This window comes from Paraglaciecola sp. T6c (assembly GCF_000014225.1).
Classification (GTDB): domain Bacteria; phylum Pseudomonadota; class Gammaproteobacteria; order Enterobacterales; family Alteromonadaceae; genus Paraglaciecola; species Paraglaciecola atlantica_A.
The window spans coordinates 5,054,586-5,081,092 of the sequence record NC_008228.1; the positions used below are offsets into that span (position 1 = coordinate 5,054,586).

A 26,507-nucleotide genomic window follows, 5' to 3' on the forward strand; every position below is an offset into this window, starting at 1 on the left:
TTAAATAACCTTACCGGTCACTGTCATTAAGCGTCTCTGGCAGCTTCTCGCTCAGCACGCTCTTTTGATTTCGCATTACTTCTGGCCAACAACACAGCGCCCAGCACAGCTGAGACTAACGACCCTAGCAATACCCCTGCTTTCACACTCGTTTGATAAGCCAAACCTTGCTCTTCAAACGCTAAGCTGCCGATAAACAAACTCATGGTAAAACCAATACCGCACAGCAAACTCACGCCATATAACTGCACCCAAGTGGACCCATCAGGTAATTTGGCTAATCCTGTCTTAACCGTTATCCAGCACACACCAAATATCCCTAGTTGCTTACCGACAAATAGCCCCACCGCAATGCCTAAGGTAATGGGGTTTAGCAAATCAGATATGCTTGCACCAAATAGCGATACCCCAGCGTTTGCAAAGGCAAAAATAGGCAGCACCACAAAGCCTACCCACGGATGCAATTTATGCTCTAGGTGCGGCAGCATCGGGTGCCCATCTTCATTCTTAAGTTTAAGAGGGATAAACCACGCCAGCGCGAAACCGGCTAATGTTGCATGAACGCCAGATTTAAGCACTGCAGCCCACACCACTACGCCTATCAAGACATATGCAGCTTGGCGACGTACGTTAAATCTGTTGAGTAAAAATAGCGCTACAAAGCCTGCGCACGCCACGATTAACGATGTGGTTGAAAGATCTTGTGAGTAAAACAAAGCAATAATAACAATTGCCCCGATGTCATCGAATATCGCGACGCTAAGTAAAAACAGCTTTAAGCTCAAAGGCAGAAACTTGCCAAAGATGGTGAATACACCAACAGCAAACGCAATGTCAGTAGCAGATGGAATAGCCCAACCGTTTACAGCGACTGGATCGTCAATGTTGAACCAAACGTAAATGAGTGCAGGAAATACAATTCCCGCTATTGCGGCAACAGCAGGCAAAGTTATTTGTGAAACAGATGATAACTGCCCGCCGAGCACTTCGCGTTTTACTTCTAGGCCGACTAAAAAAAAGAATATCGCCATTAAACCGTCGTTAACCCATAGCAACAGCGGCTTGGCGATTTCGAAGGCTCCAAAACGAATACTGACCGGAATTTCCAGCAGCCCGTTGTAAAAATCATATGCAGGTGAGTTGGCAAGGACCATGGCAATGGCTGCAGCTATCACCAGTAATACGCCACCGGCTGCTTCATGTTGAATTAATTTGCCGAGATAAGACTGCATAATTCCACCCCTCAAACGAAGATAATCTTAATTAATATACGCAGAGGCCTCTGTTAGTTATAGTCGTTTTCATCTTCGTTTCGATCAGGTTTTTCCTGATAACAATTAAGTGAGTTCAGAACGTGAATCAGTTAAATTACCAGCACTTATATTACTTTTACGTCACGGCGACCGAAGGCAGCATCATAAAAGCAGCCAGCGTTCTGCACCTCACACCACAAACCATCAGCGAACAAATTCGTACCCTTGAGGCATACTTCGGTTTTGACTTGTTTGACAGAGTGGGTAAACGCTTACAGCTCAATAGCCAAGGTCAACTCACCTACAATTTTGCTAAAAACATTTTTAGTATGGGTAACGAGTTACTGCTTTCAGTGAGACACCAACAGCAAAACCAACAACACGTGTTGTCCATAGGGGTGACCGATGTGTTGCCTAAAATTCTTGCATTCGAAATGTTTCAACGCAGCTTAACAGTCCATCCGAATGTGCGCCTGGTATGTAAAGAAGGGGATCTAAATAGCCTTACCGCAGAGCTGGCACTGAGTAAAATTGATGGTATTTTATCTGACCAACCATTACTCAATACCAGCAATGTTAAAGCTTATAATCACTTGCTTGCTCGCAGTGGATTAAGCTTTTTTGTTGCTCAGGACCTAGCAGAGAAGTTCGTTGACTTCCCACAGTGTCTAGATAACCAACCCTTCTTATTACCCGGCGATAAATCAGCCCAAAAGCTATCGATACTTGCTTGGTTTGCCAAACACAATATCAATCCACAGATTGCAGCTGAATTTGACGACTGCGCACTAATGAAACTATTTGCTCAACGCGGCTACGGGGTATTTTGTGCACCAACTTCCGTAGAGCATCATATAGAAAAACAATACAAGGTACGGGTGATTGGTCGCACTGATATGATCACGGAACATTTGTATCTGATTTCCCCGGAGCGAAAAGTCACCAACCCTCTATTATCACCGTTAGTCATTAAAGGCGCGGCTCGTTAAAGGCATTGCTCAATGAGGGCACAGCTTAATAAAAGAGCAGCGTCTTAAAGGTATTGCCATTTAGTCATCGGGCGCACAGCGTAAAAATGCTACAGAAACACTCTGTATGTTTTTTGTACAAAAACTGGCTTAACTGGCTAAACCTGCTATCAATTTAATTGAAGGTCATTGATATGCAGGAGGCACCGTCATGTTCCCTTTTAAGCGCAGAATATTCACTTCACCATCCGACTTACCACATTCAACAATGCTGACATGGGAGAGCACCCTATGCTAGATGCTGTCAGCGCCGACGTACTTAACGTGCGAAGTTTGCCGTCAACCACCAGCGCCATCGTCGGACAGCTTACGCGGGGTATGGTGATGGTAACCACCCCGATGCAGCATGGTTGGGTGCAATTTCGTTTCGGTGGCACATTCGGCTTTGTATCAGGTCACTATCTGCAAGCCGTACGCGACTTAACCCGCCTAACGGGCACAGTAAATACACAACTGCTAAACATTCGCCAAGAACCTCATGCAGGCGCAACCGTACTAGCTAGCGTTGCCCTTGGGGCTTCAATTAAAACCTTAGCGGTGGTGGGCGATTGGTTAGAAGTTGAGTTTAATGGGCACCAAGCCTACACGTTCGCAAAACACGTCGATTTGGTGTACGCCGATAACGGCTATTACGCGAGTGTCACTGCCAGTGCATTGAACGTGCGCAGTGCTCCGCATCATCAAGCTAGCATTTTTGGTCAACTCGCTGCTAATAGCCTCGTTTGGGTGGAAGGAGATCAGCAAACTTGGTCGCAAATACGCTTTAATGGCAATCGCGGGTATGTGGCCAGCACCTATTTGCAAGTCGCGCCGGTAGCTGATGATGGCACGCCTGCAAAACAGAATGATCACCAGGATCCACATGACGAATTACTCGATAATGAGCTTCCTACTGCTGCTACAGCCCTAGAGCCGGCAGAACAATTAACCCCAAATCTTATTCTCACGGTGGCTGGTAGCAAAGAGCAACGTGCTGTGGCTGCTACCTGGAATCGCTGGGGTGCGCTGCTAACAACGCTCTGTGCTGAAAAGGATATTGATGTGGCCTGCGCGGTCGCTGTTTTGTGCGTAGAAAGCCGAGGTAAAGGTTTTGAGCAAAACAACAGTGACCGTTTGATTATTCGGTTTGAGAATCATAAATTTTGGAAATATTGGGGCAAGCACCACCCTCAGCAGTATCGTCAGCACTTTTCTTATGATCCGAAAAAAGTCTGGACTAAGCATCAATGGCGAGCAAATCCGAGTGATCCATGGCAGAACTTTCATGGTGTGCAATCAAAAGAGTGGCAGGTATTCGAGTTTGCACGCAGTTTAGATGAAAATGCCGCCATGTTATCGATCAGTATGGGTGCACCGCAAATAATGGGCTTCCATTATGAACGCATAGGTTATCAATCTGTGGTCGAGATGTTCGACGCCTTTTGCCAAGGCATACCCGCGCACATACACGGCTTATTTGAGTTTTTTGACCACATTATGCATCAGCATTTACGCGACCATGCTTTCGAGAACTTTGCAGCCTTATACAACGGGAGCGGTCAAAAAGCCTTATACGGCCGGCTGATAAAAAACCACAACTACGCATTTATAAAATTACACCCGAATGCATAACTCAAGCACCACAAATCACCCCACGGACACACCCGAGGAGCAAGAACATGAACGTATTTTCATTTATCAGTAATTTGTTTGAACCTGCCGTAAAACTAGTTGACGATCTACATACCAGTGATGAAGAACGCTTGCAGTTACAAAGCCAAATTAAAGCCGTTGAAAACGAACTGTTAGCCAAGGTCATAGACTATGAAAATCAATTACTACAAAGCAAGACCGCAATCATCACTGCGGAGTCTACTGGGCAATCTTGGATCCAGCGCAACTGGCGTCCTATCACCATGCTCACGTTTTTAGCTCTAGTGGTACTAGACAGTTTCGGTTGGTTACCCAACCCCTTGGCTGATGAGGCTTGGACATTGTTACAAATAGGCTTAGGTGGTTATGTTGCGGGTCGTTCAGCTGAGAAAATCACCCAGCAATATTTACAAGCCAGACCTGCTGATGGCAAAGCAGCTTCATCGGCAAAGGGTTAGTGAATGCATTAACGAGAGCGACCCTGCTATATTCTGCGGGTCGAGCGTATAAGATATGTTCGCTCTTCACTTAGTGAGTGATGCATTGCGTCCCTTACTGTCACATTTCACATGTTCTGCTTTACCTCTTACTCTCTCTTTTCGCACCACCATGAAGCAAAGATTGATAAGCCCTCTTTTTTAGCACCAATTTAGTGCGAATTCCAAGATGATATGACACTTAGTTGCCCTTCGCCCTGCTCGCTAAGCCCTGCCTTCTGTGCGCTGGTAAAGGCTTTAGATAGGCTCAATTGCTTGCTAAACAGGCAGTTCCGTTAACATGTTGGATATTTTCAAATTTGCTCGTTAAAACAGCAGTTTTTGGCGCAGTTATTGTATAGCACAAGTTATATCCAGAAGACGCATAATACTGGTCTCACCGCCGCTGCGCTCACAACCCATTACTTATCAACAAGGAATACCTATGTCGGGTCATGCTTCACGCCTTAACGCTATTACGCAAATCACTAACAGAGCACCAAAAGAGTGCACCGGTACTAAGCCGCTAACAGATATTTGGGCGACAGATGTATTTGGTCTAGCAAAAATGGAAGAAGCCCTGTCGAAAAATGCATTTAAAGCGATTAAAAATACCGTCACGACTGGCGCGCCGCTCGATCCAGCTACCGCGGATGTAGTTGCCTCAGCGATGAAAGTATGGGCTATCAGCAAAGGGGCAAAGTTCTTTTCGCATGTCTTCTACCCTATGACCAACATCACGGCCGAAAAGCATGATGGCTTCATCATTACTAATCCAGAAGGTGCTGCCATAACTGAGTTTACGGGCAGCCTGTTGATTAAGGGGGAGCCTGACGGTTCATCTTTCCCTAATGGTAGTTTACGTATGACCAACGCGGCACGTGGCTATACCGCGTGGGATCCCACCAGCCCCGCTTACATTATGCATACTGCTAATGGCGCGACGTTGATGATCCCTAGCGTATTTATTTCGTGGACTGGGGAAGCACTGGATAAAAAGATCCCATTGTTGCGCTCAAATGCCGCCATGGATAAAGCAGCCCGCAAAGTACTTAGCCTTATGGGCGAAGAAACAATTGCGCCGTTGAACGCTAGCTGTGGTGCAGAGCAAGAATACTTTCTTGTGGATGAGCATTTTGCCAACTTGCGTCCAGATTTGTTACTTGCAGGTCGCAGTTTATTTGGTGCAGCTCCTGCGAAAGGCCAGCAGTTCGATGATCATTACTTTGGTGCTATTCCAGCCCGTGTTCAGGTGTTTATGCAAGCCTTTGAGGACAAGCTTTACCGTTTAGGTATACCGGCTAAAACTCACCATAACGAAGTGGCGCCCGGGCAATTTGAAATAGCGCCTTACTTTGAATCCTCGAACGTGGCCGCTGATCACCAACAATTAATGATGACATTGATGAAAAGCACGGCTAAAGAGCACGGTTTCTTGTGCCTGTTACATGAAAAGCCTTTCGCTGGCGTCAATGGCTCTGGTAAGCACGTAAACTGGTCAGTAGGCAACGCCACCCAAGGCAACTTGCTAGACCCAGGTAGCACACCACACGATAACCTAAACTTCTTGCTGTTCTGTGGCGCGGTTATTCGCGGTGTGCACAAACACGGCGGTTTATTGCGTGCGGTTATTGCTTCGGCATCAAATGACCATCGCTTAGGTGCAAACGAAGCACCACCAGCCATACTTTCTGTGTATTTAGGCGACCAATTAGAAAGCGTATTCAACGACATCAAAGCCGGTAAATTACTTGAAAAAGCCAAAGGCGGTTTGATGGACCTAGGCTTGTCGCAAATATTAAAGTTTGAACGTGACCCCGGGGACCGTAACCGTACCTCTCCTTTCGCCTTTACCGGAAACCGCTTTGAATTCCGCGCGGTAGGCTCGTCTCAGTCAGTTTCTGGGCCACTGGTCGCTATGAATACCATGCTAGCCGATTCATTAGATTGGATAGCTGAAAGGCTTGAGGCTGCACTTGCCAACGGAACAGATAAAACTGCGGCGGTTATTGTGGTGCTAAAAGAACTAATGGAAATGCACGGTAATGTGGTTTTCGGTGGTGACGGCTACAGTGAAGAATGGCATAAAGAAGCGGTAGAAGTTCGCTGCCTCAAAAACCTACCCACCAGTGCCGATGCCCTACCTGAATTTAAAGCGCCAGAAGTGATCGATTTATTTGTTAACACAGGCGTGTTGTCACAGGACGAGTTATTTAGCCGCTTTGAAGTGTACGCTGAGCAATATATTTTATCTCTTGAGGTAGAAGCAAAACTCGTTATTGATATGGCCACCACGCAAATATACCCTGCAGTGACTCAGCACCTAACCCACTTAGCGGATGTCAGCCAAACCTTATCAGGCCTAAGTTTAAGTCTAGAAAACACCGACTTAAACGAAGCGGTAGAACAGGCCAATGGCATGATGAGCGCGGTAAAAGAGCTGAAAGTAGCACTAGCAGAGCATAATTTTGCGAGCACGGAAGAACACATGTCGTTTAGCGCGAAAACCTTGTGCCCATTATTGCTAAAAGTACGTGAACACGCAGATACACTTGAAGGCATGGTAGCTGATGACTTATGGCCGCTGCCTAAGTATCAAGAGATGTTATTTATTAAGTAACCCTGAGCCAAGTTGCGTTCGATGAGACGACTTACATGCTAATGGCTAAGTAAGCTAACAAGTAGATAAGTAAAAAGGAGCCTAGGCTCCTTTTTTATTGCTCGCGCAAGTTCGCCGCAGATCAACGTATTTTGTCACACTTTATTACTTGTCTTTATGCTACTCACCATTATCATGGCGTGACTTTTGTTTATGGAAAATGTTTAATTTTATGTTGGCTTGGCGCGCGTTTATATTCAGCATAGGTATTGCTCTTTTTGCAGCAATAGCAAGCCCTGCCTGCGCCACAGCAAATATCAGTTCTCCACTAAATTTAGTAAGTGATGTTGTATATTCACAGGCAATGTCTGACAGTGACTCTGTGGTAAACGATAGTGCGCTACAGCACAGCTCAACCTTAGGTCAGGCACTATTAGCTGACGTATCGTTTTCCAAACGGTCAAAATCCCCCCAACGGCCTGACAATACCGATGAAGATCGTTTGTCAGGGAGCAAGAAACCGACATTTCAAGTTAGATTTAATCACAATGTCAGCTTACCGCCTTTTGAGCGTCAAGCTGCGAGCGCATTTGGGTCGGTGTTTCAAAACGAGCCAAGTTTTGTATTGGTATACGAATTTTTACCTGAAATTTTAGGCCTAAAACACTTTTTAGCGCCATTAAGCACACACATTTCCGTTCCGTGGTATTTGCGCGCTGATATGTCAAATAGCCACAGTCGCCTTGCAGGCTGGAAAGACAGTAACGCTCAGTATACTGCCGCCATTACCTACCTTAGTTAAATCGTTCTCTCGCCCTTTTACGGGCGTCACTTTCTTATGCTGTTTAAGTGCCGGTGAGTGCTTAAGCAATAGATTTTTGCGTTCGCGTGTCAAAACGCTAACGCCTCCTAGCGGGTTTGCGCTGCAACATCACACAGCCAAGCCTACTGGGTAATTAAGAGAACGAACATGCGAAAAACAACAGCAAAGCCCAAGTACACTTGGCAAATTTTGGTGATTATCGTCACCGTTATCATTTTAGGCTTAAATGCCATTCCGACGTTTTATGGCAATCACAATGCCTTACTCGTCAGTGCAGTTAACCCAACACAGTCATTGCCCAATACGCAAACGTTACGCAAGGCAGTACAACAGCAGAACATCAACGTAGAGCAAATCATCAATAGTGAATCGAGTAGTAAAATCGTTATTGACGGAGACGACGAAGCTTTACTCGTAGCGCAAAGCCAACTTAAAACGACCTTAGGCGACGACTTTCAAGTACGCTTAGGCAGCCAGTCAGCCGCACCAAAATGGTTACAAGGCATGGGAATGTCCCCCATCAAGCTTGGCTTAGATTTAAGCGGCGGCGTGTTATTTGTGCTTGAGGTCGATACTCATAAAGCCGACCAAGAACGTTTAGGCAACGCAAAGGACGAAGCGCTGCAGCTTATCCATGATAAAGGTTTGCGTGGTATGAGCGTGAAGCTAGCCGACTCACAAGAGAAGATTAACCTTCACTTTCTCACTCACCAAGCAAGCCAAGTCAAAAAGGTGGTCAATGAGTTACAACAGCAACTACCCGGCATAACCTATACCGCAAGCGGCGATCGCGATGCCGCGCTGGTATTTTCAGATCAAAGTGTCACTACCTTTCATCATGAAATTATGGCCCAAGCTCTGACCACCCTGCGCGGGCGTATTGAAGAGCTTGGCATCACAGAAGCCGTTACCCAGCGCCAAGGTCAAAACAGAATACGTATTGAGTTACCAGGGGTGAAAGATCCAGAGCAAGCCAAGCGTATTATCGGTGCCACCGCATCGCTGGATTTCTACGAAATGGCCCAAAGCGGCACAGTGGGAGCCAAAACCTTTACTGATGAAAATGGTCGTCGTCTGCGCTTGGCACCTAAACCCATTTTCACTGGCTCAAATATCGAAAATGCGACCTCAGGGCGTGATGAGATGGGTATTGCACTAGTAAACCTAGCGCTTGACGGCATCGGTGGTAAGAAGATGTCTGACTTCTCTAAAGACAATATTGGCAATCCTATGGTCACAATATTCTCTGAATACCATAAAAACAGCGCAGATGAGATGGTCAAAAGCAGCAAGGTCATTAGTGTAGCAACCATTCAAAGTCAGTTAGGCAACCGCTTTAGCATCACCAATTTAGATAGCCCACAAGCGGCTTCCGATCTCGCTTTATTATTGCGTGCAGGCTCACTAGATGCACCTATCACCATAGTGCAGCAACGCACCATTCAAGCGTCGTTAGGACAAGAAAACGTCGGTAATGGCATCATGGCACTCGCTATAGGCTTGGGTTTTACGTTGGTCTTTATGGGCTTGTGGTACCGCAAATTAGGGCTTATCGCCAATACCAGCTTGATTCTTAACTTAGTATGTTTATTAGGCTTAATGGCGCTATTGCCCAATGTTGTACTGACCCTACCCGGCATCGCTGGTTTGGTGCTCACCGTGGGCATGGCGGTCGATACTAACGTGTTGATCTTTGAGCGTATAAAAGAAGAGCGAAAACGCGGGCGGAGTAACTTTTTGGCGATTGAAACGGGCTACAAAGAAGCCTTCGCCACTATTTTAGACGCCAACGTCACCACCATGATCACCGCCCTCATACTGTTGAGTATCGGTTATGGGCCAGTCAAAGGATTTGCGATGACCTTAAGTTTGGGCATTTTAACCAGTATGTTTACCGGCGTATTCGTTGCTCATGTATTGACGTCATTGGTTAAACCGCAAATAGCCATCAAACAAAAGGAGCTAAGATCATGAGCGCAAACACATTGAAAAATGAAACCAGTACGCAAGAAGCGACAAACACAATCAGCCAATCTACGGGAGTCCATTCACCCATGGCCATGTTCAGTAAGGTACGTTTGGCTGGTTTTTATCTCGCCATCTCATTGATGCTGCTTTCGGCTATCGGCTTAGGCTTTAAAGGGCTGAACCTCGGGCTAGATTTCACGGGTGGCTACATGACTGAGTTCACTACCTCGCAAAGTATCAATAAAAAGCAAATGCAAGACCAGCTTGCCACGCATCTAACTGGCGATTTTGAGTTAAACAGTAGTGGGGCAAACACCCAATGGACGATTCGCCAAGCTGATGGTGCCAACCATGTCATCGACAAAGACTGGCTTAACAACTTCGCGGCGCAATCGGGCTATGACATCAGCCCACAAGACTCGGTTTATATTGGCTCACAAGTAGGCTCTGAGCTGATTGATAATGGCGGATTGGCTTTGATCGTCGCTGCAATTGCCATGATGATATATCTAACATGGCGCTTTGAATGGCGCTTAGCCTGTGGCTCGCTCATGGCGTTAGTGCATGATGTACTCGTGGTTTTAGGGTTATTCGCCTGGCTGGGATTACCGTTTGATTTGACGGTATTGGCGGCCGTGCTGGCCATCATTGGTTACTCGCTGAATGACTCTATTGTCATCGGTGATAAGTTACGTGAAGTGATGCGCGCGAAAACCAATATGAGCATGAGTGACATAGTCGATACAGCCGTAAAATCGACCTTAACACGCTCACTAATTACCTCCGGTACTACACTCGCTACCATAGGCGCCATCTGGATATTCGGCGGTCAGCCGCTACAAGGTTTTGCTATTGGGCTGTTCGCTGGCGTGGTATTTGGTACCTTGTCGTCTATTGCTGTATCGGCAACGATCCCTCAGCTTATCGGCTTAAATCCTGAGTTTTATCAGCACAGAGCCCAAGAGTTGTTGCTTAACGATGAACCGTAAACCTAGCTCGTAGAAAAAAGGGTAAATCTAACCGTTAGCCCTTCTGGTTATTAGCGTATAAAAAAGCCCGCTCTTTAGCGGGCTTACGTCACTAATATAAGTCACTTATTGGCTCATAGGCCTAAGAGTACCTGCATTTCCTTTGCGCCAAACATCACAATTTCCACTGCAATTAGAATGATAATGATCCATTCTAAGAACGATGAATGTTGGTGGTTCTGTTCACCCGCAAGCATGTCGAATAATTCATGTATGGTGGCTAACTTTTTGGACAGCAACTCAACCCGTTGATGAATTTCTAAATAGCGTGCGGCCAAATTGTAGGTGCTTTCATACTCTGGGTATTCCCAGAAAAATTCAGGGGTATCAAGCAAACCATAATGCAAAATAATATCGCTTTTGGTACTGAACAACGTACCGCGGATCTTCGCTATATTGCGTCGCGATAATTTGATTTTACCGGTTTTAGCCAACGTTTGCGGAATATGCGCGTGGTCTTGGATTGTTTGTTGTGCCTGACTTTCATATTCGTTTAGCTTTAACGATTGTGCTAACGCATGGCTCACCGCCAAACGCGACAAATGATCATCTTGGGCCAAACTCACGGTATCCTGACTGATACGAGATTCAGGTGCATCTAACACAAAGCGAAAATGCTCTTGGCTAGCGGCAGTTAATAAACCTTCAGCCAAACTTAACCGATGCAATAACGCTAACCGTTCGTCTTCATCCACACCCCAAAATACGGCAATACCGTAGTCAAATAACCACACTTCACCACCAGGTAACGCAATATGCACCGCGTCGCGATAACGCGCGCCGCGCTCTGCATTTAACCAATCTTGTTCAGAACTTAAAATCGACTCTTCATTACCTAAGTAAATGGCTGAAATGCGATTATTACTAAATTTCACAATGTATCCGGTAGGCCCATGGCCAGTAAGAGAAAATCGCGCTAATGTAAGGCCGAATTCAATCCGTGTACAGTGGAATTTTTGTGCAATTTGAAAATATTTTTAAGATGATTTTTTCGTCTGAAAGCCCGCTGTTAAATCGTAGATTTCACACTCATGGAACTCGCTCAACACGCCTTTATTAGAGCGACACAAGCTGCTTTATGCGCTATAAAGTCGGCTCATAAAAAACGCCCCTGTTAGCAAAAATAACAGAGGCGTTGAGAGAGAATTTTCGTTTATCTTTTTAAAAGTGTTTAACGACACCTCAAGCGGATAAAATCGTGACTAGTTAAGCGTAACAAACTCTTCAGCGCTAGTAGGATGAATGGCCACACAGGCATCAAAGTCCGCTTTAGTTGCGCCCATTTTCATCGCCACCCCAAAGCCTTGCAGTATTTCATCCATACCGTAGCCAATACCATGTAAGCCAACGACTTTTTGCTCTTCACCCACACAAATCAGCTTCATGCGCGTCATTTGTCTGTGGCTGGTCACCGCCGTGTACATGGCCGCAAAGCTCGAGTTATACACTTTGACATTATCTTTGCCAAACTCGGCTTCCGCTTCAAGTTCAGTTAAGCCCATTGTACCGATAGCTGGGTGACTGAAGACAACGGTTGGGATCAGAGTGTAATCCATGTGTGCGTCTTTCTGGCCATTAAACAAACGCTCCGAAAGTAAACGACCCGCTTTAACCGCCACAGGTGTAAGTTCTACTTTACCTATGTTATCGCCCACCGCATAAATACCATCAACACTGGTGTTCTGGTATTTATCCACTGCGATATAACCACGTTGATTCACCGTCACTCCGGCTTTGTCTAACCCCATGTTATCGTTTGCTGGTGCACGACCAATAGCCCAAATGACGCTATCCGCTTCGATTTTCTCACCGCACTCGAAAGTTAGCGTTAAGCTGCCATCTTCGTTCTTTTCAAGTTTCTCTGGTATACGATGAGTATGTAGCGTTGGGCCGTCTTGAGCCATTATCTCAACCAAGGTTTCACTTAACATGGTATCAAATGAACGAAGTGGCGCATGCTTGCGCACAACTAGGTGGGTTTCGCTACCAAGAGAATGTAATACACCTGCTAGCTCAACGGCGATATAACCGGCACCTACTACCACAACGCGTTTAGGTTGTTCCGTTAATTCAAAGAAACCATCTGAATCGATGCCTAGCTCTGCACCAGGAATGCTTGGTGTAACAGGGCGACCACCAGTGGCAATAAGGATGTGGTCAGCGGTGTAATGCTTGCCGTCAACTTCTACGGTATTTTTATCCACGAAACGAGCAAAACCATTGATCACCGTGATGTCATTGTTGCCCAACACGCGATCGTAAGAGGCATGGATACGTTTGATATATGCTTCGCGACTGTCTACTAGTTTTTTCCAGTCGAATTTATTCACCGTCACGTCGAAACCGTAATCGGCGGCATAATGATTAATGGCTTCAGCGACCTGAGCACCAAACCACATGGCTTTTTTAGGCACACAACCTACGTTAACGCACGTGCCACCAATATGGCGTGCTTCAATTAACGCTACTTTTTTGCCGTGCTTGGATGCTCGGTTTGCTGAAGCAATACCGCCACTGCCGCCGCCGATACATATATAATCAAAATCTGCCATTTCTACTCATCCTAAATTAACTAGCTGTGACTACACGATATAAGGTTCGTCTGATTAAAGACAAATGAATTTTTTAATCGGGTTAATCGAAAATAATAAACCTGAGCATTATAGACCTATCAAGCAGAGAATAACTTGCAACAAAACTACAGCTGCTCAAATCGCCTATAAACGCATTGATTTTAGCCTAGATCCATACAAACACTTGAATTCGCGTATGAACTGCCTTACTTACTAGTCATTATTCCCTCTACTTGAGAGTTCATTATGTCCCTAAGCCCGTTGCAAGATTTGTCTGGATTACCACGTTTTTCAGAAATTAGTCCCGAGCAAATTCAGCCCGCTGTTAAGCAAGCGATTGAAGATGCTAAACAAACCATAGAAACCTTGCTTGCCCAGCCAACTTACACATGGGACAACTTCGCCGCTAAATTAGAAGACAAAGACGATGAACTTGGTCGCATGTGGTCACCGGTTTCACACATGAATTCAGTGGTCAGCAAGGACGAACTGCGTGAAGCGCACGACGCTTGCTTACCCTTGTTATCTGAATATGGCACTTGGGTTGGTCAGCATAAGGGCTTATACCAAGCCTACCTGCATATTCAAAATAGTGCGGAGTTCGCTGAACTGGATGAGGCAAAACGTAAAGTCATTGAGAACACAGTGCGTGATTTCGAGTTATCGGGCGTCGGCTTAGATGACGAGAAAAAACAGCGTTACGGCGAGATAAAAAGCCGCTTGTCAGATTTATCCTCAACGTTTAGCAACAACGTGATGGACGCTACGCTAGGCTGGCAAAAACACATCACCGATGAAACTGAGTTGGCCGGTTTACCCGAGTCCGCCTTGTCCGCTGCCAAACAACTTGCTGAAAGCAAAGAGTTGGATGGCTGGTTGTTCACCCTTGATATCCCTAGCTATTTACCTGTGATGATGCATGCCGATAACCACCTATTGCGCGAAGAAATGTACCGCGCATTTACGACACGCGCGTCTGACCAAGGGCCAAATGCAGGCCAATGGGATAACGGCCCACTCATCGATGAAACCATGGCATTGCGCCAAGAGCTCGCCAACTTATTAGATTTCTCCAATTACGCAGAACGCTCTTTGGCCACGAAAATGGCAGAATCGACCAGTCAGGTAAAAGGCTTTTTGCAAGACTTAGCGCAGCGCTCACGACCACAAGCCCAACAAGACTTAACCGAACTGGCAGAATTCGCCAAAACCCAATATGACAAGCCTGAGCTACAAGCGTGGGATTTGGCTTATTACAGCGAAAAACTCAAAGAGCAAAAATACGCCATTTCAGATGAAGCCCTGCGTCCGTATTTCCCTGCCCATAAAGCAGTGGATGGCTTATTTGAAGTGGTATCACGTTTATACGGTCTACAAATTAGCGAACGTGATGGTGTAGACACTTGGCACGAAGATGTGCGCTTCTTTGATATCAAAGACGCAAAAGGTGATTTACGCGGCAGCTTTTACTTAGACCTGTACGCTCGCGAACACAAACGTGGCGGAGCCTGGATGGACGAGTGCCAAACGCGTCGCGCCAAACCTGATGGCACAATGCAACTGCCGGTGGCTTATTTAACGTGTAACTTCAGTGGCCCAGTAGGCAACAAGCCTGCGTTATTCACTCACGATGAAGTGATTACCTTATTCCATGAGTTTGGCCACGGCATTCATCACATGTTGACCCAAATCGACGTTGCTGGCGTATCAGGCATCAACGGTGTGGCATGGGATGCGGTTGAGTTACCCAGCCAGTTTTTAGAAAACTGGTGCTGGCAGCCTGAAGCATTGGCGTTTATCTCAAGCCACTATGAAACGGGCGAGCCACTCCCCCAAGACTTGTTGGATAAAATGCTAGCGGCACGTAACTTCCAGTCAGCCATGCAGATGGTGCGTCAATTGGAATTTAGCTTATTTGATTTCAGCTTACACGAGCAATATAACAGTGAGCAGAAAACCTCAGTGCAAGGCTTGTTAGATGACGTACGTAGCAAAGTAGCTGTGGTTATTCCACCTGAGTTTAACCGCTTCCAGAATAGTTTTGGGCATATTTTTGCTGGTGGTTATGCAGCAGGTTATTACAGCTATAAATGGGCTGAGGTGTTGTCATCAGACGCATTTAGTCGATTTGAAGAGGAAGGCATATTTAACCAGCAGGTAGGTCAAGATTTCTTGAACAACATTCTTGAAAAGGGTGGTAGTAAAGAGCCCATGGAATTGTTTGTTGCGTTTAGAGGCCGTGAGCCGAAAGTTGATGCATTATTGCGCCACAGCGGTATTGAAGGGTAAACAAGTAGATTTTTAATGTTAGGAGTCAGGGTGAGCGACAACGTTTTAGCCAATTTGGAACATTATCAGGCCATTTACCAACGTGCCAGCGAACGAAAAGGCGGCCCTGGCGCCGTTGAAAGTTTACTTAGTGACCCCCTTGCCGATAAAGACATCGCCCAATTGGGTGATGATCGTTTCTTAGCTGAATTTAGCAAAAAGGTCTTTCAATCAGGTTTTGTATGGCGAGTGGTACGCAATAAGTGGCCTGAGTTCGAACGTTTGTTTTTCGAATTTAATATCGACAAAGTACTGCTTATGCCGGATGAAATGCTTGAAAAGCGCGCTCAAGATCCAGCCATTATTCGCAACTATAAAAAAGTGCAAACCATTCGCGACAACGCCATCATGATCGACTCTGTTCGCCGTGATCACGACAGTTTTGCGCAGTTTGTCGCTAACTGGCCTGTGGCTGATATCACTGGTCTGTGGGTCTATTTGAAGAAGCATGGCGCTCGCTTAGGTGGCAACACAGGCCCTTACGCGCTGCGTGCATTAGGCAAGGATACTTTTTTGCTGACTCGCGATGTCACGAGTTACTTTAGCCAACGGGATATTATTTCAGGTGGAGTGACATCCAAGCGTAGCCTAAGTGCAATCCAAGCAGCGTTTAATCAGTTACAGGCGCAAAGTGGCCGCTCTATGCAGGCCCTCAGTACGCTTATTGCTATCAGCGTAGGAGACAATTTAGCAGCCTGATCTGCTAGTGTATTAGCGCAAGGCAATAACGCATGTGCCGGTGAATAATCTTTTGCGCCAGTTTAGACGTATAACGCTGTAATTTTTTTAGATTGGCACTGTGAATTTCGATACACTAGCGTCATGAGTTTATTAAGGAATTGACATGAGCGTTAGCGAGCAACACGGGGCTTCAGATACCAGCCACGAGCAAGCCCCAGAATCATCAGAAAAAACCCACTTTGGTTTTCAACAAGTCGATAAGAATGCCAAAGCCTCTATGGTTGCTGAGGTTTTTCAATCGGTCGCCGCGAAATACGACATCATGAACGACGTCATGTCTATGGGTATTCACCGCTTATGGAAACGCTTTACCATAGACTGCAGCGGTGCAAGAGCCGGCCACAAAGTACTCGATTTAGCCGGTGGCACAGGTGACTTAACCGCTAAGTTTTCACGTATTGTAGGCGACAGCGGTGAAGTGGTGTTAGCCGATATCAATGATGCCATGCTACGAGTAGGCCGTGACAAGCTGCGCGACAAAGGCATTGTCAGTAATGTGAAATACGTACAGGCTAACGCCGAAGCCCTGCCCTTTCCTGATAACAGTTTCGATATCATTACTATTGCCTTTGGTCTGCGCAACGTGACCGACAAAGACAAGGCCTTAGCGTCTATGTACCGCGTTTTGAAACCCGGCGGGCGGTTATTGGTGTTGGAGTTTTCAAAACCTACCAGCGAAGTATTGAATAAGGTTTATGATGCCTATTCATTCCATTTACTGCCTAAAATTGGCGAGCTGGTTGCCAAAGACGGTGACAGCTACAAATACTTAGCAGAATCGATTCGCATGCATCCAGAGCAAGATGTGCTGAAAGACATGATGCAAGAAGCCGGTTTTGAGCAAGTGACCTATCACAACCTAACAGGCGGTATTGTTGCTCTGCACCGCGGGTTTAAGTTTTAAATGTTAGTCGGGCAGCTGATAAGCGCGGGCGTTGAGTTAACCCTTAACCAACTTTTGCAGCTCGATCCTGATTGTAAACCTCGCTTAAAAAAGTTAGCGGGCAAACAACTGCAGGTCACTATTAATGAGTTACCTTGGTCTTTACTGTTTACTTTTTCTGAGCAAATTGATGTCAGCGCCTTGCAGCAAGATCAACAGTCAGCACCCGCTGATGCCGCAGCAGATTGCCATATTACTCTTAGTTTAAGCACGCTTAGCGCATTAAGTGACAGCAGTAAAATCAGTCAGCTGATTCAACAAGGAAAGCTAGATTTAGACGGTGATATCGATGTTGCCCAAGGATTTAGCAATCTAATGAAAGAGCTGGATATTGATTGGGAAGAACAGTTATCTAAATACACAGGTGACGTGGTTGCTCATCAAACCTTTAGTAGCGTGAAAGCGTTCTTCAATACGGCTCAACAAGAAGTGGAGAAACTCGCTGACCAGCTCAGCGCGCATTTAACCCAACCTGAAGCCGTCGCGGTGACCGAAATCGAAGTTGCGGATTTTTGTGATCAGGTAAATCACCTACGTAGCGCCAGCGATAGGCTTGAAGCGCGAATCGATCACCTCATTGCCTCACAACAGGATGACCAATAACTCGTGCGGATCCTTCGTTTATACCAAATCAATAAAGTTTTTTTACAACACGGCTTAGATGAACTTATTCCTGACAAGTGGCTGCCTTGGTACGCTAAATTAGGACGCTTCGGCTTTTTCTGGTTGCGTAACAAGCATAAAGATAAATCCCCCGGTGCCCGTATTCGTTTAGCGTTGCAGTCTTTAGGGCCAGTATTTATTAAATTTGGCCAAATGTTGTCTACCCGTAAAGACTTGCTAAGCCAAGACATTGCTAACGAATTGGCCATCCTGCAAGACCAGGTCGAGCCTTTTGACAGCGAGGTAGCTCAGCGAATTATTCGTCATGCGCTTGGCGTCAGCGACCTAAGCGAAGTCTTCAGTGAATTTGAAGAAACACCTTTAGCGTCAGCATCCATCGCCCAAGTGCATGCAGCCAAACTGATTGGTCATAGCGAAGAAGTCGTCGTTAAAGTGATTCGCCCAAATATAGGCTCCGCGATCCATGCTGATATTCAGCTTATGCGCACTTTTGCTAATGCATTACAAAAATTACTGCCAGATGGTAAACGCTTACGCCCGGTTGAAGTTGTCGCAGAATACGAAAAAACGATCATTGGCGAGTTGGACTTACTTAACGAAGCCGCCAATGGCATTCAATTTAAACGTAATTTTGAAGATTCTACCGCGTTATACGTGCCACATATTTACAGTGATTACTGCCATGCAAATGTGATGGTAATGGAACGTATTTATGGCACTCCCATTTCTGATGTTGCCACGTTAGAAGCCCGTGGCACCAATATGAAAAAGCTTGCCGAACGCGGGGTAGAGGTATTTTTCACCCAGGTGTTCAGAGACAGCTTTTTCCATGCTGACATGCACCCCGGCAATATATTTGTCGCCTTGGATAACCCTGACGACCCACAATATATCACCATAGATTACGGTATTGTCGGCACGCTCAATAGCGAAGATAAACGCTACTTAGCGGAAAATTTTATCGCTTTCTTCAATCGCAATTACCGTAAAGTAGCTGAGCTACACGTTGATTCAGGTTGGGTGCCAAGCACCACCAGCATTGATGAATTTGAAGCGTCGATTCGCCGCGTATGCGAGCCCATTTTCCAAAAGCCTCTGGCTGAAATTGAATTCAGTAATGTGCTACTGCAGTTATTTAATACCGCTAGACGCTTCAATATGATTATTCAGCCGCAATTGGTGCTGCTGCAAAAAACCCTGTTGTATATAGAGGGTTTAGGCCGCCAGTTGTACCCGCAATTAGATTTATGGCAAACCGCCAAACCCTTCTTAGAAAATTGGATGCGTGAACAAATTGGCGTAAAAGCCATGTATAACAAGGTTTCAGCGAATTTACCGTTCTGGTCTGAAAAGTTGCCAGAAATTCCCGATTTAGTGTATGACTCTATGCGCCAAATCAAACGCTATCCCGAGCAACAAAAGTTGCAGTTCGAAAAGCAGCAGTGGCAGGTGAAACAGCAACAGCGTAGATTAGTATTTACTATTATTGGAGCAACGTTGTTGGTAGTGTCCAGTGTGATGCCTGTTTACATTCAGCATTGGTGGATACCGGCGAGTATCGCTACATTTGGCGTTTTTAGCTGGTTAATTGCGTGGCGCTGCAGAGTGCCAGAGTAGGCCCTATGAAACTGATAATGAAAGGCACTTTTGGTGTCTTTTTTGCTCTCTGATACGCTCCTTTACGAGTGCCCAAAAAAGCCTTCAACTCGTAGAGCCAAGCCATAAGAGGGCGAGAAATGTTCGTCCCTGCGCAACAAAATAAAAGGTTCGACTTCATAAAACAGCCATTCTCTTAACGTGTTTTGCCGCCAGCGCATGCTCACGTAATGCTCGTTTATCTGATAGTTTGGCTTGCTTAATCCTTCAATGTAGTAGCCGGTGATAATGGCAGTTTTACGATTGAATTGATGCAAGCTTTGCCAGCTGTGGCGCCATAACCAGTCTTTGGTTCGATCCCGGTAATAAAAGTTATTGTCAAAGCGATACAGAGTGTCAGCGTTGGCGCTGTAGTCAAACTTGGTTGAGAAATGGCTGCCGAAACCGTCATCACTGTAATAATAAACAGAACCTTCAACACGCATTAGCGTATCTGTCGCCAGTGAATAATGGTTACGATAACGGCTCTTTACAAAGGTTTGCAGGCCGCGCCCGACGCCAATGCGATGTGAAAATCCACTGTTGGGTCGAGAGCGCCAACTAAGCGCTAGGTTGAGTCGATCTGTATCACCGAAACTATTGTCGCGACCTAAGCGTTCATTGCCCAAACCGGCTTCATCGTCGTAATCTGACAGGACTATATCTAAGCGGTTTTTTAAATTAGGTAAACGTACTCGCACTCGAAAACGATTTTGAAATTGGTCTAACTCTCGCGTACGCGGCTCCCAACCTAAACGAATTCTCGCTTCTGCTTGAGCGACCTCTTGATGCATGACACCGTCGAGAAAAAAGAAATCATCAAACCATATTGCCGTATCTTGCACCGATTGCGCGATATTATTATGCATATCATCGAGCCAAGGATAGACCGGTTCTGGCTCCTCTTTTTGCGCTGTACCTTGCTCATCTTGGGCACTTTGGCAATGAAATGCACTAAACGACATCAGCAAAATCAGGTATTTAAAATTCAATGCCGTACTCCCTGTATTCTAAGGTATTACTGTGCATTGAAATGTTTGCTTAATCAAATCCAGTGACCTTTTTAATTTGCTACGTATAATGGGCTCAAATATTTAAGAGGAGTTTGTTATGTTCGGTATTAGCCCAATGCAGTTAATCATTATTTTAGTGATCGTCGTTTTACTTTTTGGCACTAAAAAACTTCGTAATATGGGCGGAGACTTAGGCTCTGCGGTAAAAGGTTTTAAGAAAGCCGTATCAGATGATGACAAGGACGCAGACTTTAAAGCTGATGAGAAAGTCGAAGATAACAGCAAAGCAAATGACCAGACTGTACAACAGAATGTCAAAAGTGAATCAGACACTAAGGCTAAAAGTGAGTAACGCGAGCATTACCCATGTTTGATATTGGCTTTCTCGAATTACTCGTTATTGGCGTGGTAGCTCTTTTGGTGCTGGGCCCTGAGCGTTTGCCTGGCGCAATTCGCTCGACCATGCGCACTGTGCGCAGTGTTAAAAGCATGGCCACGGGATTTCGGCAAGAAGTGGAACAGCAGTTTAAAATTCACGAATTACACGAAAACCTGAAAAAAGCTGAGCAACAAGGTTTAGAGAATCTATCACCTGAATTGCAAAAATCCGTAGATGAACTGCGAGACGCAGCGAAGTCTGTTCAGAAACCATACGAAAAAAAGTAGTCACGGATGTCAGATCCAAATAGCTTAATTGCCCACCTAATCGAATTACGTGGCAGAGTGTTAAAAGCAGTATTGAGTGTGTTTGTGGTGTTTTTGTGCTTGGTCTATTTCGCCCAAGACCTATACCACTGGCTCGCGACCCCTCTGCTTGACACCTTGCCAGATCAAGCAGAAATGATTGCCACGGACGTTGCATCACCCTTTTTTGCACCGTTTAAACTGACCTTGGTGTTGTCGTTTTTTATCGCAATCCCTGTTGTGCTGTATCAAATTTGGGCCTTTATAGCCCCCGGTTTATACCGTAATGAAAAACGTTTAGTGGCGCCTCTGTTGTTTTCCAGCACCTTGTTGTTCTATTCGGGTATGGCGTTCGCCTATTATGTGGTGTTCCCTCTTGCTTTTGCTTTCTTCACTGGTGTCGCCCCTGAGGGCGTGACAATTAACACTGATATCAGCAGTTATTTAGATTTTGTGTTGAAGATCTTTTTTGCCTTCGGTTTATCGTTTGAAATCCCCGTGGCAATCGTCTTGATGTGCTGGACGGGTGTCAGCACTCCAGATTCATTGCGAGCAAAGCGGCCTTACGTCATTGTCGGTGTGTTTACGTTAGGTATGCTGCTGACTCCGCCTGACATCATTTCGCAAACATTACTGGCGATACCCATGTGGATATTGTTTGAAGTCGGCATTTTAGTCGGCAGCATGTACGTCAAACGCAAAGAACACGCTGACGATGACGAGCACAGCGACGAGCCGACTGAAATGCGAAAAGAAGAACAGACAGAGCAAGAAAAGAAGGAACAGGAACAATCATGAAGAATGTCATTATTGCCATTGGATTACTGCTAAGCAGCATCACCACAGTTCACGCGCAAGATATTGCGAGCCAGTTACAGGCTTGTCGCGCTCAAACAGACAATGCTGTTCGCCTTGCCTGCTACGACAAACTTGCTGTTAAATATGCGGAAAAAAACATCAAGAATGACCTACATGTCACTAAGGTGAGCACACCAAACAGTAACGCCGCAACACCACCTGTCATAACGCCGACTAAGTCACCAGCTACATCTCCTGTAAGCGTTAGCGCAGAGAAACGCGCGCCAACAGATAACTATGCCAGCCGCGAAGATCAAGTCAAGCGCTTTGGTTTGTCGAAGGTGACGGAGCCACAAGAAAAAGTTGAAAAAATAACCTCAGTCATTACATCAGTACAAAAAAATCCTTACGGCAAACTGATCATCACTTTGGAAACAGGCCAAGTTTGGCGCCAGACCAACAGTACATCACTGAGACTAAAACCGGGACAAGAGGTTTATGTTGAAGAAGGGGCGCTGGGTTCTTACTTCTTAGGCAAAGAGTCAAGCAACAAGCGTATTCGAGTGAAGCGGTCAAAGTAACATGCAATGGTTTGACGTTGGCGTAAACGTACCTAGCGATGTCACTACCTTGCCCTCTATGCTTGAGCGCGCAGCTAACGCCAACGTCGCAAAAATAATGCTTACGGGCACCGATATAAGCATCAGCCAACAAGCCTCAGCGCTTGCTAAAGCGCATCCTGGGCAAGTATTTAGCACTGCGGGTATTCACCCTCATTATGCACAGCACGCCGCTATTGATTACCGACAGCAGATCAAAGCCCTTGCTGAGCAACCTCAAGTGTTAGCGATTGGAGAATGCGGCCTTGATTTCAATCGTGATTTCTCACCACGAGATATCCAACTCGCGGTATTTGAAGCGCAGCTTGTTATCGCTTGCGAAACCGGCCTTCCGGTTTTTTTACACGAGCGTGATGCGTTTGACGCCCAGTATAAATTACTACACCAATACCGTAAGCAATTAAGCGGCGCGCTAGTGCATTGTTTTACGGGTAATACTGAGCAAATGCAGGCGTACCTTGAGCTAGGTTGCTATATTGGTATCACGGGTTGGGTGACCGATGAAAAACGTGGCGGTGATTTAAGAGAAGCCGTCAAGCATCTGCCAATAGAGCGCCTCATATTGGAAACTGACGCTCCCTATCTGAAACCTAAAAAACTGGGTAGCGACAAGATCACTGGTGTTAAACAGAATGAACCTTGCTATTTACCCGCTATTGCCAAAGCGCTAACGGCGTTAATGAATACACCGTTAACTGCACTGGCTGACGCTAGTTTGCGCAACAGCCACGACTTACTGGCTATAGGTTAAGCGGTGGCAATAAACACATTATTTCACAGCGTGCTGACTCAACGTGCTGCCATTCAGCTGATGTCAGTTACCTGTATTTTACTTTTTTTGGTCACGGTTTTTTCAATTAAGCTGCAAACACCAGAGTCACTGACGAATAGCCAATTAACTGTTCTCACCGATACTCAACAGCAATACAAAATCAATACACTGCCAGATGCAAACAGCCATCAATGGAAGGCAGTTGATGGTTTTGAGCTTGGCCTGCCCATGTCAGACACGCCCCATTGGCTGAGTTTTACGATTCCCAATTTACGCTCCAATGAACATTGGTTACTTGAGTTGAACAATGGACTTATTGATCACATCTCTGTGTGGTTTATTGAAGAAGGCGAACTTCTCGATCATTATCAAACGGGCGACACTCTGCCATTTGCATCTCGCAGTATGCCCTACGAAACGTTCATGTTTTCCATCCCTAAATTTGATGAAAACTTACGTGTTGTTATGCGACTTAGCAGTGATGGTACGTTACAGGTGCCAATCCATCTTTGGGCCGAGTCTGCGTTTTTAGTATTCAATGGTGAGCACAGCATCCTGATAGGGCTTTTCTTTGGCATCTTGTTCGCCATGGGGATCAGTAACTTGTTTTTCTTCGTGATCAGCCGCCAGCCTGTGTTTTTACTTTATGCAGGTTATGTATTCAGCTTTGCGCTGCTACTCGCTGCGATGCAAGGCATTGGGTACAAGTATATTTGGTCCGACAGCCCATGGATGCAAAAACACAGTGTGTCTATCTGGGCCAATGCCACGGTCTTTTACGCGATCGTATTTACCAATATTCTGTTAGATATCAAAAGTATCAGCCTGCGCTTGCACAAAATTTTAAATGGGTTGGCCATTTTATTTGCTCTGAGCTTAATCGCGGGCTTGTTTATTCCCAAATCATGGTTTTTGGAACCCTTCTTATTTGCACTTTGCGGGATAAGTTTGTTCATATACGCAGTCGGTATTTGGTGTTGGTATAAGCAAGTCCATTTAGCGCGCTTTTACACACTAGCTTGGACATCACTGTTGGTCAGCTCCTTGATTGCCTGTCTTGACCACCTCAATGTGCTGACCCTGTCTATTTCATCTAACTACTTGCTGATGCTAGGTGTCATCATTGAAACTTTCTTATTGGCTCTCATGCTAGCTTTGAGCGTTAATCACCAGCGCCGTCAGTTGTTTAGAGCTCAGCGGGAAGCATTGCGTAAAGAACGAGATATGCGTGCAGTGCAAGACGAAGTGCTCGAGCAGCAAAACAACGCCCAAGAAGAATTGGAGTATAGCGTGCAAGAGCGCACGTTAGAGTTAGAGATAGCCCTTAGGGAGTTATCAGAAATTAACCGCGAACTAGAAGAAAAGAACACGTTAGACGCGTTAACGGGTATTCGTAACCGGCGCTATTTTGATAAGAAATATTTAGCGGAAGTGCGCCGAAGCCGCCGTGAGCGCACCGAACTAGTTGTGGCTATGATTGATATTGATCACTTTAAGCGCGTGAACGATGAGCATGGCCATCTAGTAGGAGATGAATGTATTAAGTTTGTCGCCGAGCGCTTGAAAAAAGCCCTTAAGCGCCCCAGTGATGATGTATGTCGCTATGGGGGAGAAGAGTTCTCTGTCATCTTGCCAAGCACCGATATTAAAGGCGCTCAGGACTTACTCGAGCAGTTAAGGCTAGATATTCAAGACACCCCCGTTTATAGCGCGGGTGTGGTTGTTAATTTAACTGTGAGTATTGGCTTAGCCAGCGCCATCATGGACCCCCAGCAGAGTGAAGATGTGTTAATCGGCTTTGCGGATCAATTACTTTACCAAGCTAAAAATAACGGACGAAATTGCATCGTGGCGCAGCAGCTGCCGACCTCTGAATAGATGTAATTCTCTCGAATTTATTAAGACCTAACCTTACAGGACATCTAACATGGCCGAAATTTATCCTCAAACACGAATGCGCCGTATGCGACGCCACACCTTCACCCGAGACCTCATGGCAGAAAACCAATTAACCGTCAAAGATCTCATTTATCCGGTATTCGTGTTAGAAGGCAATAATCAGCGTGAGGCCATTGAATCAATGCCCGGCGTTGAGCGTTTATCTGTCGATTTGTTGGTCGAAGAAGCAAAAGAGTTACACGCACTGGGCATTCCAGCGCTTGCGCTGTTTCCGGTTACGCCCCTTGAGCGCAAATCAGAATGTGCCAGTGAAGCGTTTAACCCTGATGGTTTAGCCCAGCATGCCGTACGCGCTTTGAAGGCCGCTGTGCCCGATATGGGCATTATCACAGATGTCGCCTTAGACCCATTCACCTCTCACGGGCAAGACGGCCTGCTGAACGACGAGGGTTACGTACTTAACGATGAAACGATAGAGGTACTTATCAAGCAGGCCTTATCCCACGCTCAGGCGGGTGCTGACATTGTTGCCCCATCAGACATGATGGATGGCCGCATCGGTGCTATTCGTCAAGCGCTGGAGAGCCACGGATATATCAACACATGCATCATGGCTTACTCCGCTAAGTATGCGTCCAACTACTACGGCCCATTCCGCGATGCGGTCGGCTCTGCTGGCAATATTAAAGGTGGCAACAAAAAGAGCTACCAAATGGATCCTGCAAATTCCAACGAAGCAGTGCGTGAAATCGCCCTTGATATTGCCGAGGGCGCAGACATGGTTATGGTGAAGCCTGGTATGCCATATTTAGACATAGTGCGTCGTTGTAAAGACGAATTTGCTGTGCCGACTTTTGCTTATCAAGTAAGTGGCGAATACGCCATGCACAAAGCTGCATTCATGCAAGGCTGGTTAGATGAAGAATCTGTGATTATGGAATCTTTGTTAGCCTTTAAACGCGCCGGCGCAGACGGCATTTTGACCTACTTTGCCAAACAAGCAGCGCAAATTTTAGTGCGAGATAAATAGAAATTAGATTTGTGAGGTTTTGATACAAGCGCTGGCAGAT

The 26,507-nt window shown here is 45.9% G+C and carries 23 protein-coding genes; 19 read left to right on the forward strand and 4 right to left on the reverse strand.

The annotated features are described in order from the left end of the window. Positions 1-26: 26 nt before the first annotated feature. Positions 27-1,232: a Na+/H+ antiporter NhaA gene (nhaA, locus tag PATL_RS21520; protein ID WP_011576886.1), complete on the reverse strand. Its 1,206-nt coding sequence runs from the start codon at positions 1,230-1,232 to the stop codon at positions 27-29. A gap of 122 nt (positions 1,233-1,354) precedes the next feature. On the opposite strand from nhaA, the gene PATL_RS21525 reads away from it, so the two are divergent. From PATL_RS21525 to secF, 7 genes are all read left to right on the forward strand, one after another. Continuing rightward, positions 1,355-2,242 (forward strand): LysR family transcriptional regulator, encoded by an 888-nt coding sequence (locus PATL_RS21525; protein ID WP_011576887.1) that lies wholly within the window; start codon positions 1,355-1,357, stop codon positions 2,240-2,242. Positions 2,243-2,512: 270 nt separating this feature from the next. Beyond that, positions 2,513-3,892 carry an N-acetylmuramidase domain-containing protein gene (locus PATL_RS21530; protein ID WP_011576888.1) on the forward strand — a complete coding sequence of 460 codons (1,380 nt, stop codon included), beginning with the start codon at positions 2,513-2,515 and terminating at the stop codon, positions 3,890-3,892. 47 nt (positions 3,893-3,939) lie between these two features. Next, positions 3,940-4,371 (forward strand): 3TM-type holin, encoded by a 432-nt coding sequence (locus PATL_RS21535; protein WP_006995027.1) that lies wholly within the window; start codon positions 3,940-3,942, stop codon positions 4,369-4,371. 463 nt (positions 4,372-4,834) lie between these two features. Then, complete coding sequence (locus tag PATL_RS21540; protein ID WP_011576889.1) at positions 4,835-7,009, forward strand: glutamine synthetase III; 2,175 nt, start codon at positions 4,835-4,837, stop codon at positions 7,007-7,009. A 211-nt stretch (positions 7,010-7,220) separates the two neighbouring features. Next, on the forward strand, positions 7,221-7,790 hold the full coding sequence (locus PATL_RS21545) for a hypothetical protein (protein ID WP_041714654.1): 570 nt from the start codon (positions 7,221-7,223) through the stop codon (positions 7,788-7,790). A 168-nt stretch (positions 7,791-7,958) separates the two neighbouring features. Further along, the gene (secD, locus tag PATL_RS21550) at positions 7,959-9,785 is read left to right on the forward strand and encodes a protein translocase subunit SecD (protein ID WP_011576891.1); all 1,827 of its coding nucleotides are present in this window, start codon (positions 7,959-7,961) and stop codon (positions 9,783-9,785) included. Further along, positions 9,782-10,768 (forward strand): protein translocase subunit SecF, encoded by a 987-nt coding sequence (gene secF, locus PATL_RS21555; protein WP_011576892.1) that lies wholly within the window; start codon positions 9,782-9,784, stop codon positions 10,766-10,768. The genes secD and secF overlap by 4 nt, the downstream gene beginning before the upstream one ends. Positions 10,769-10,881: 113 nt before the next feature. Here the strand turns inward: secF and PATL_RS21560 are convergent, their stop codons facing one another. Both PATL_RS21560 and gorA read right to left on the reverse strand, forming a co-directional pair. Next, entirely contained in the window at positions 10,882-11,682 is an 801-nt protein-coding gene (locus PATL_RS21560) for an RMD1 family protein (RefSeq protein ID WP_011576893.1), read from the reverse strand. 327 nt (positions 11,683-12,009) lie between these two features. After that, positions 12,010-13,359, reverse strand: coding sequence for a glutathione-disulfide reductase (gene gorA, locus PATL_RS21565; protein WP_011576894.1), 1,350 nt, complete (start codon positions 13,357-13,359; stop codon positions 12,010-12,012). A 267-nt stretch (positions 13,360-13,626) separates the two neighbouring features. Here gorA and prlC point away from each other — a divergent pair, with 267 nt between their 5' ends. The 5 genes from prlC to ubiB all read left to right on the forward strand — a co-directional run bounded on the left by prlC (position 13,627) and on the right by ubiB (position 19,633). Beyond that, positions 13,627-15,669, forward strand: a complete 2,043-nt coding sequence (gene prlC / locus PATL_RS21570) for an oligopeptidase A (protein ID WP_011576895.1) — start codon at positions 13,627-13,629, stop codon at positions 15,667-15,669. Positions 15,670-15,699: 30 nt separating this feature from the next. Next, complete coding sequence (locus PATL_RS21575; protein ID WP_011576896.1) at positions 15,700-16,407, forward strand: DNA-3-methyladenine glycosylase I; 708 nt, start codon at positions 15,700-15,702, stop codon at positions 16,405-16,407. A gap of 145 nt (positions 16,408-16,552) precedes the next feature. Continuing rightward, positions 16,553-17,353, forward strand: a complete 801-nt coding sequence (gene ubiE, locus PATL_RS21580) for a bifunctional demethylmenaquinone methyltransferase/2-methoxy-6-polyprenyl-1,4-benzoquinol methylase UbiE (protein WP_011576897.1) — start codon at positions 16,553-16,555, stop codon at positions 17,351-17,353. Next, positions 17,354-17,995: a ubiquinone biosynthesis accessory factor UbiJ gene (locus tag PATL_RS21585; protein WP_011576898.1), complete on the forward strand. Its 642-nt coding sequence runs from the start codon at positions 17,354-17,356 to the stop codon at positions 17,993-17,995. 3 nt (positions 17,996-17,998) lie between these two features. Then, positions 17,999-19,633, forward strand: coding sequence for a ubiquinone biosynthesis regulatory protein kinase UbiB (gene ubiB / locus PATL_RS21590; protein WP_011576899.1), 1,635 nt, complete (start codon positions 17,999-18,001; stop codon positions 19,631-19,633). Between the two features lie 62 nt (positions 19,634-19,695). On the opposite strand, the gene PATL_RS21595 is transcribed toward ubiB, so the two are convergent. Continuing rightward, positions 19,696-20,643 (reverse strand): hypothetical protein, encoded by a 948-nt coding sequence (locus tag PATL_RS21595; RefSeq protein ID WP_086003949.1) that lies wholly within the window; start codon positions 20,641-20,643, stop codon positions 19,696-19,698. 118 nt (positions 20,644-20,761) lie between these two features. Between PATL_RS21595 and tatA the strand changes: the two genes are divergently transcribed. The 7 genes from tatA to hemB are packed head-to-tail and all read left to right on the forward strand — an operon-like array spanning position 20,762 to position 26,467. Beyond that, on the forward strand, positions 20,762-21,016 hold the full coding sequence (tatA, locus tag PATL_RS21600; protein WP_011576901.1) for a twin-arginine translocase TatA/TatE family subunit: 255 nt from the start codon (positions 20,762-20,764) through the stop codon (positions 21,014-21,016). 14 nt (positions 21,017-21,030) lie between these two features. Next, positions 21,031-21,330 carry a Sec-independent protein translocase protein TatB gene (gene tatB, locus PATL_RS21605; RefSeq protein ID WP_006995013.1) on the forward strand — a complete coding sequence of 100 codons (300 nt, stop codon included), beginning with the start codon at positions 21,031-21,033 and terminating at the stop codon, positions 21,328-21,330. Positions 21,331-21,336: 6 nt separating this feature from the next. Further along, positions 21,337-22,146 (forward strand): twin-arginine translocase subunit TatC, encoded by an 810-nt coding sequence (gene tatC / locus PATL_RS21610; RefSeq protein WP_011576902.1) that lies wholly within the window; start codon positions 21,337-21,339, stop codon positions 22,144-22,146. Beyond that, a complete protein-coding gene (locus tag PATL_RS21615) occupies positions 22,143-22,727 on the forward strand; it encodes a hypothetical protein (protein WP_011576903.1) in 585 nt (194 codons plus the stop codon). Before tatC ends, PATL_RS21615 begins: the two co-directional genes overlap by 4 nt. Position 22,728: 1 nt before the next feature. Next, on the forward strand, positions 22,729-23,517 hold the full coding sequence (locus PATL_RS21620) for a TatD family hydrolase (protein WP_011576904.1): 789 nt from the start codon (positions 22,729-22,731) through the stop codon (positions 23,515-23,517). A 3-nt stretch (positions 23,518-23,520) separates the two neighbouring features. Further along, on the forward strand, positions 23,521-25,416 hold the full coding sequence (locus PATL_RS21625; RefSeq protein WP_011576905.1) for a sensor domain-containing diguanylate cyclase: 1,896 nt from the start codon (positions 23,521-23,523) through the stop codon (positions 25,414-25,416). A 49-nt stretch (positions 25,417-25,465) separates the two neighbouring features. Further along, entirely contained in the window at positions 25,466-26,467 is a 1,002-nt protein-coding gene (hemB, locus tag PATL_RS21630; RefSeq protein ID WP_011576906.1) for a porphobilinogen synthase, read from the forward strand. Positions 26,468-26,507: the final 40 nt, after the last annotated feature.

Excerpts from the sequence above, each read along its gene's own strand:
- PATL_RS21545 (WP_041714654.1), top strand. The coding sequence starts at position 7,221 with ATGTTGGCTTGGCGCGCGTTTATATTCAGCATAGGTATTGCTCTTTTT.
- PATL_RS21530 (WP_011576888.1), top strand. The coding sequence starts at position 2,513 with ATGCTAGATGCTGTCAGCGCCGACGTACTTAACGTGCGAAGTTTGCCG.
- hemB (WP_011576906.1), top strand. The coding sequence starts at position 25,466 with ATGGCCGAAATTTATCCTCAAACACGAATGCGCCGTATGCGACGCCAC.
- secF (WP_011576892.1), top strand. The coding sequence starts at position 9,782 with ATGAGCGCAAACACATTGAAAAATGAAACCAGTACGCAAGAAGCGACA.
- PATL_RS21615 (WP_011576903.1), top strand. The coding sequence starts at position 22,143 with ATGAAGAATGTCATTATTGCCATTGGATTACTGCTAAGCAGCATCACC.
- tatB (WP_006995013.1), top strand. The coding sequence starts at position 21,031 with ATGTTTGATATTGGCTTTCTCGAATTACTCGTTATTGGCGTGGTAGCT.
- tatC (WP_011576902.1), top strand. The coding sequence starts at position 21,337 with ATGTCAGATCCAAATAGCTTAATTGCCCACCTAATCGAATTACGTGGC.
- tatA (WP_011576901.1), top strand. The coding sequence starts at position 20,762 with ATGTTCGGTATTAGCCCAATGCAGTTAATCATTATTTTAGTGATCGTC.
- prlC (WP_011576895.1), top strand. The coding sequence starts at position 13,627 with ATGTCCCTAAGCCCGTTGCAAGATTTGTCTGGATTACCACGTTTTTCA.
- gorA (WP_011576894.1), bottom strand. The coding sequence starts at position 13,359 with ATGGCAGATTTTGATTATATATGTATCGGCGGCGGCAGTGGCGGTATT.
- PATL_RS21540 (WP_011576889.1), top strand. The coding sequence starts at position 4,835 with ATGTCGGGTCATGCTTCACGCCTTAACGCTATTACGCAAATCACTAAC.
- PATL_RS21535 (WP_006995027.1), top strand. The coding sequence starts at position 3,940 with ATGAACGTATTTTCATTTATCAGTAATTTGTTTGAACCTGCCGTAAAA.
- secD (WP_011576891.1), top strand. The coding sequence starts at position 7,959 with ATGCGAAAAACAACAGCAAAGCCCAAGTACACTTGGCAAATTTTGGTG.
- ubiE (WP_011576897.1), top strand. The coding sequence starts at position 16,553 with ATGAGCGTTAGCGAGCAACACGGGGCTTCAGATACCAGCCACGAGCAA.
- nhaA (WP_011576886.1), bottom strand. The coding sequence starts at position 1,232 with ATGCAGTCTTATCTCGGCAAATTAATTCAACATGAAGCAGCCGGTGGC.
- PATL_RS21585 (WP_011576898.1), top strand. The coding sequence starts at position 17,354 with ATGTTAGTCGGGCAGCTGATAAGCGCGGGCGTTGAGTTAACCCTTAAC.
- PATL_RS21620 (WP_011576904.1), top strand. The coding sequence starts at position 22,729 with ATGCAATGGTTTGACGTTGGCGTAAACGTACCTAGCGATGTCACTACC.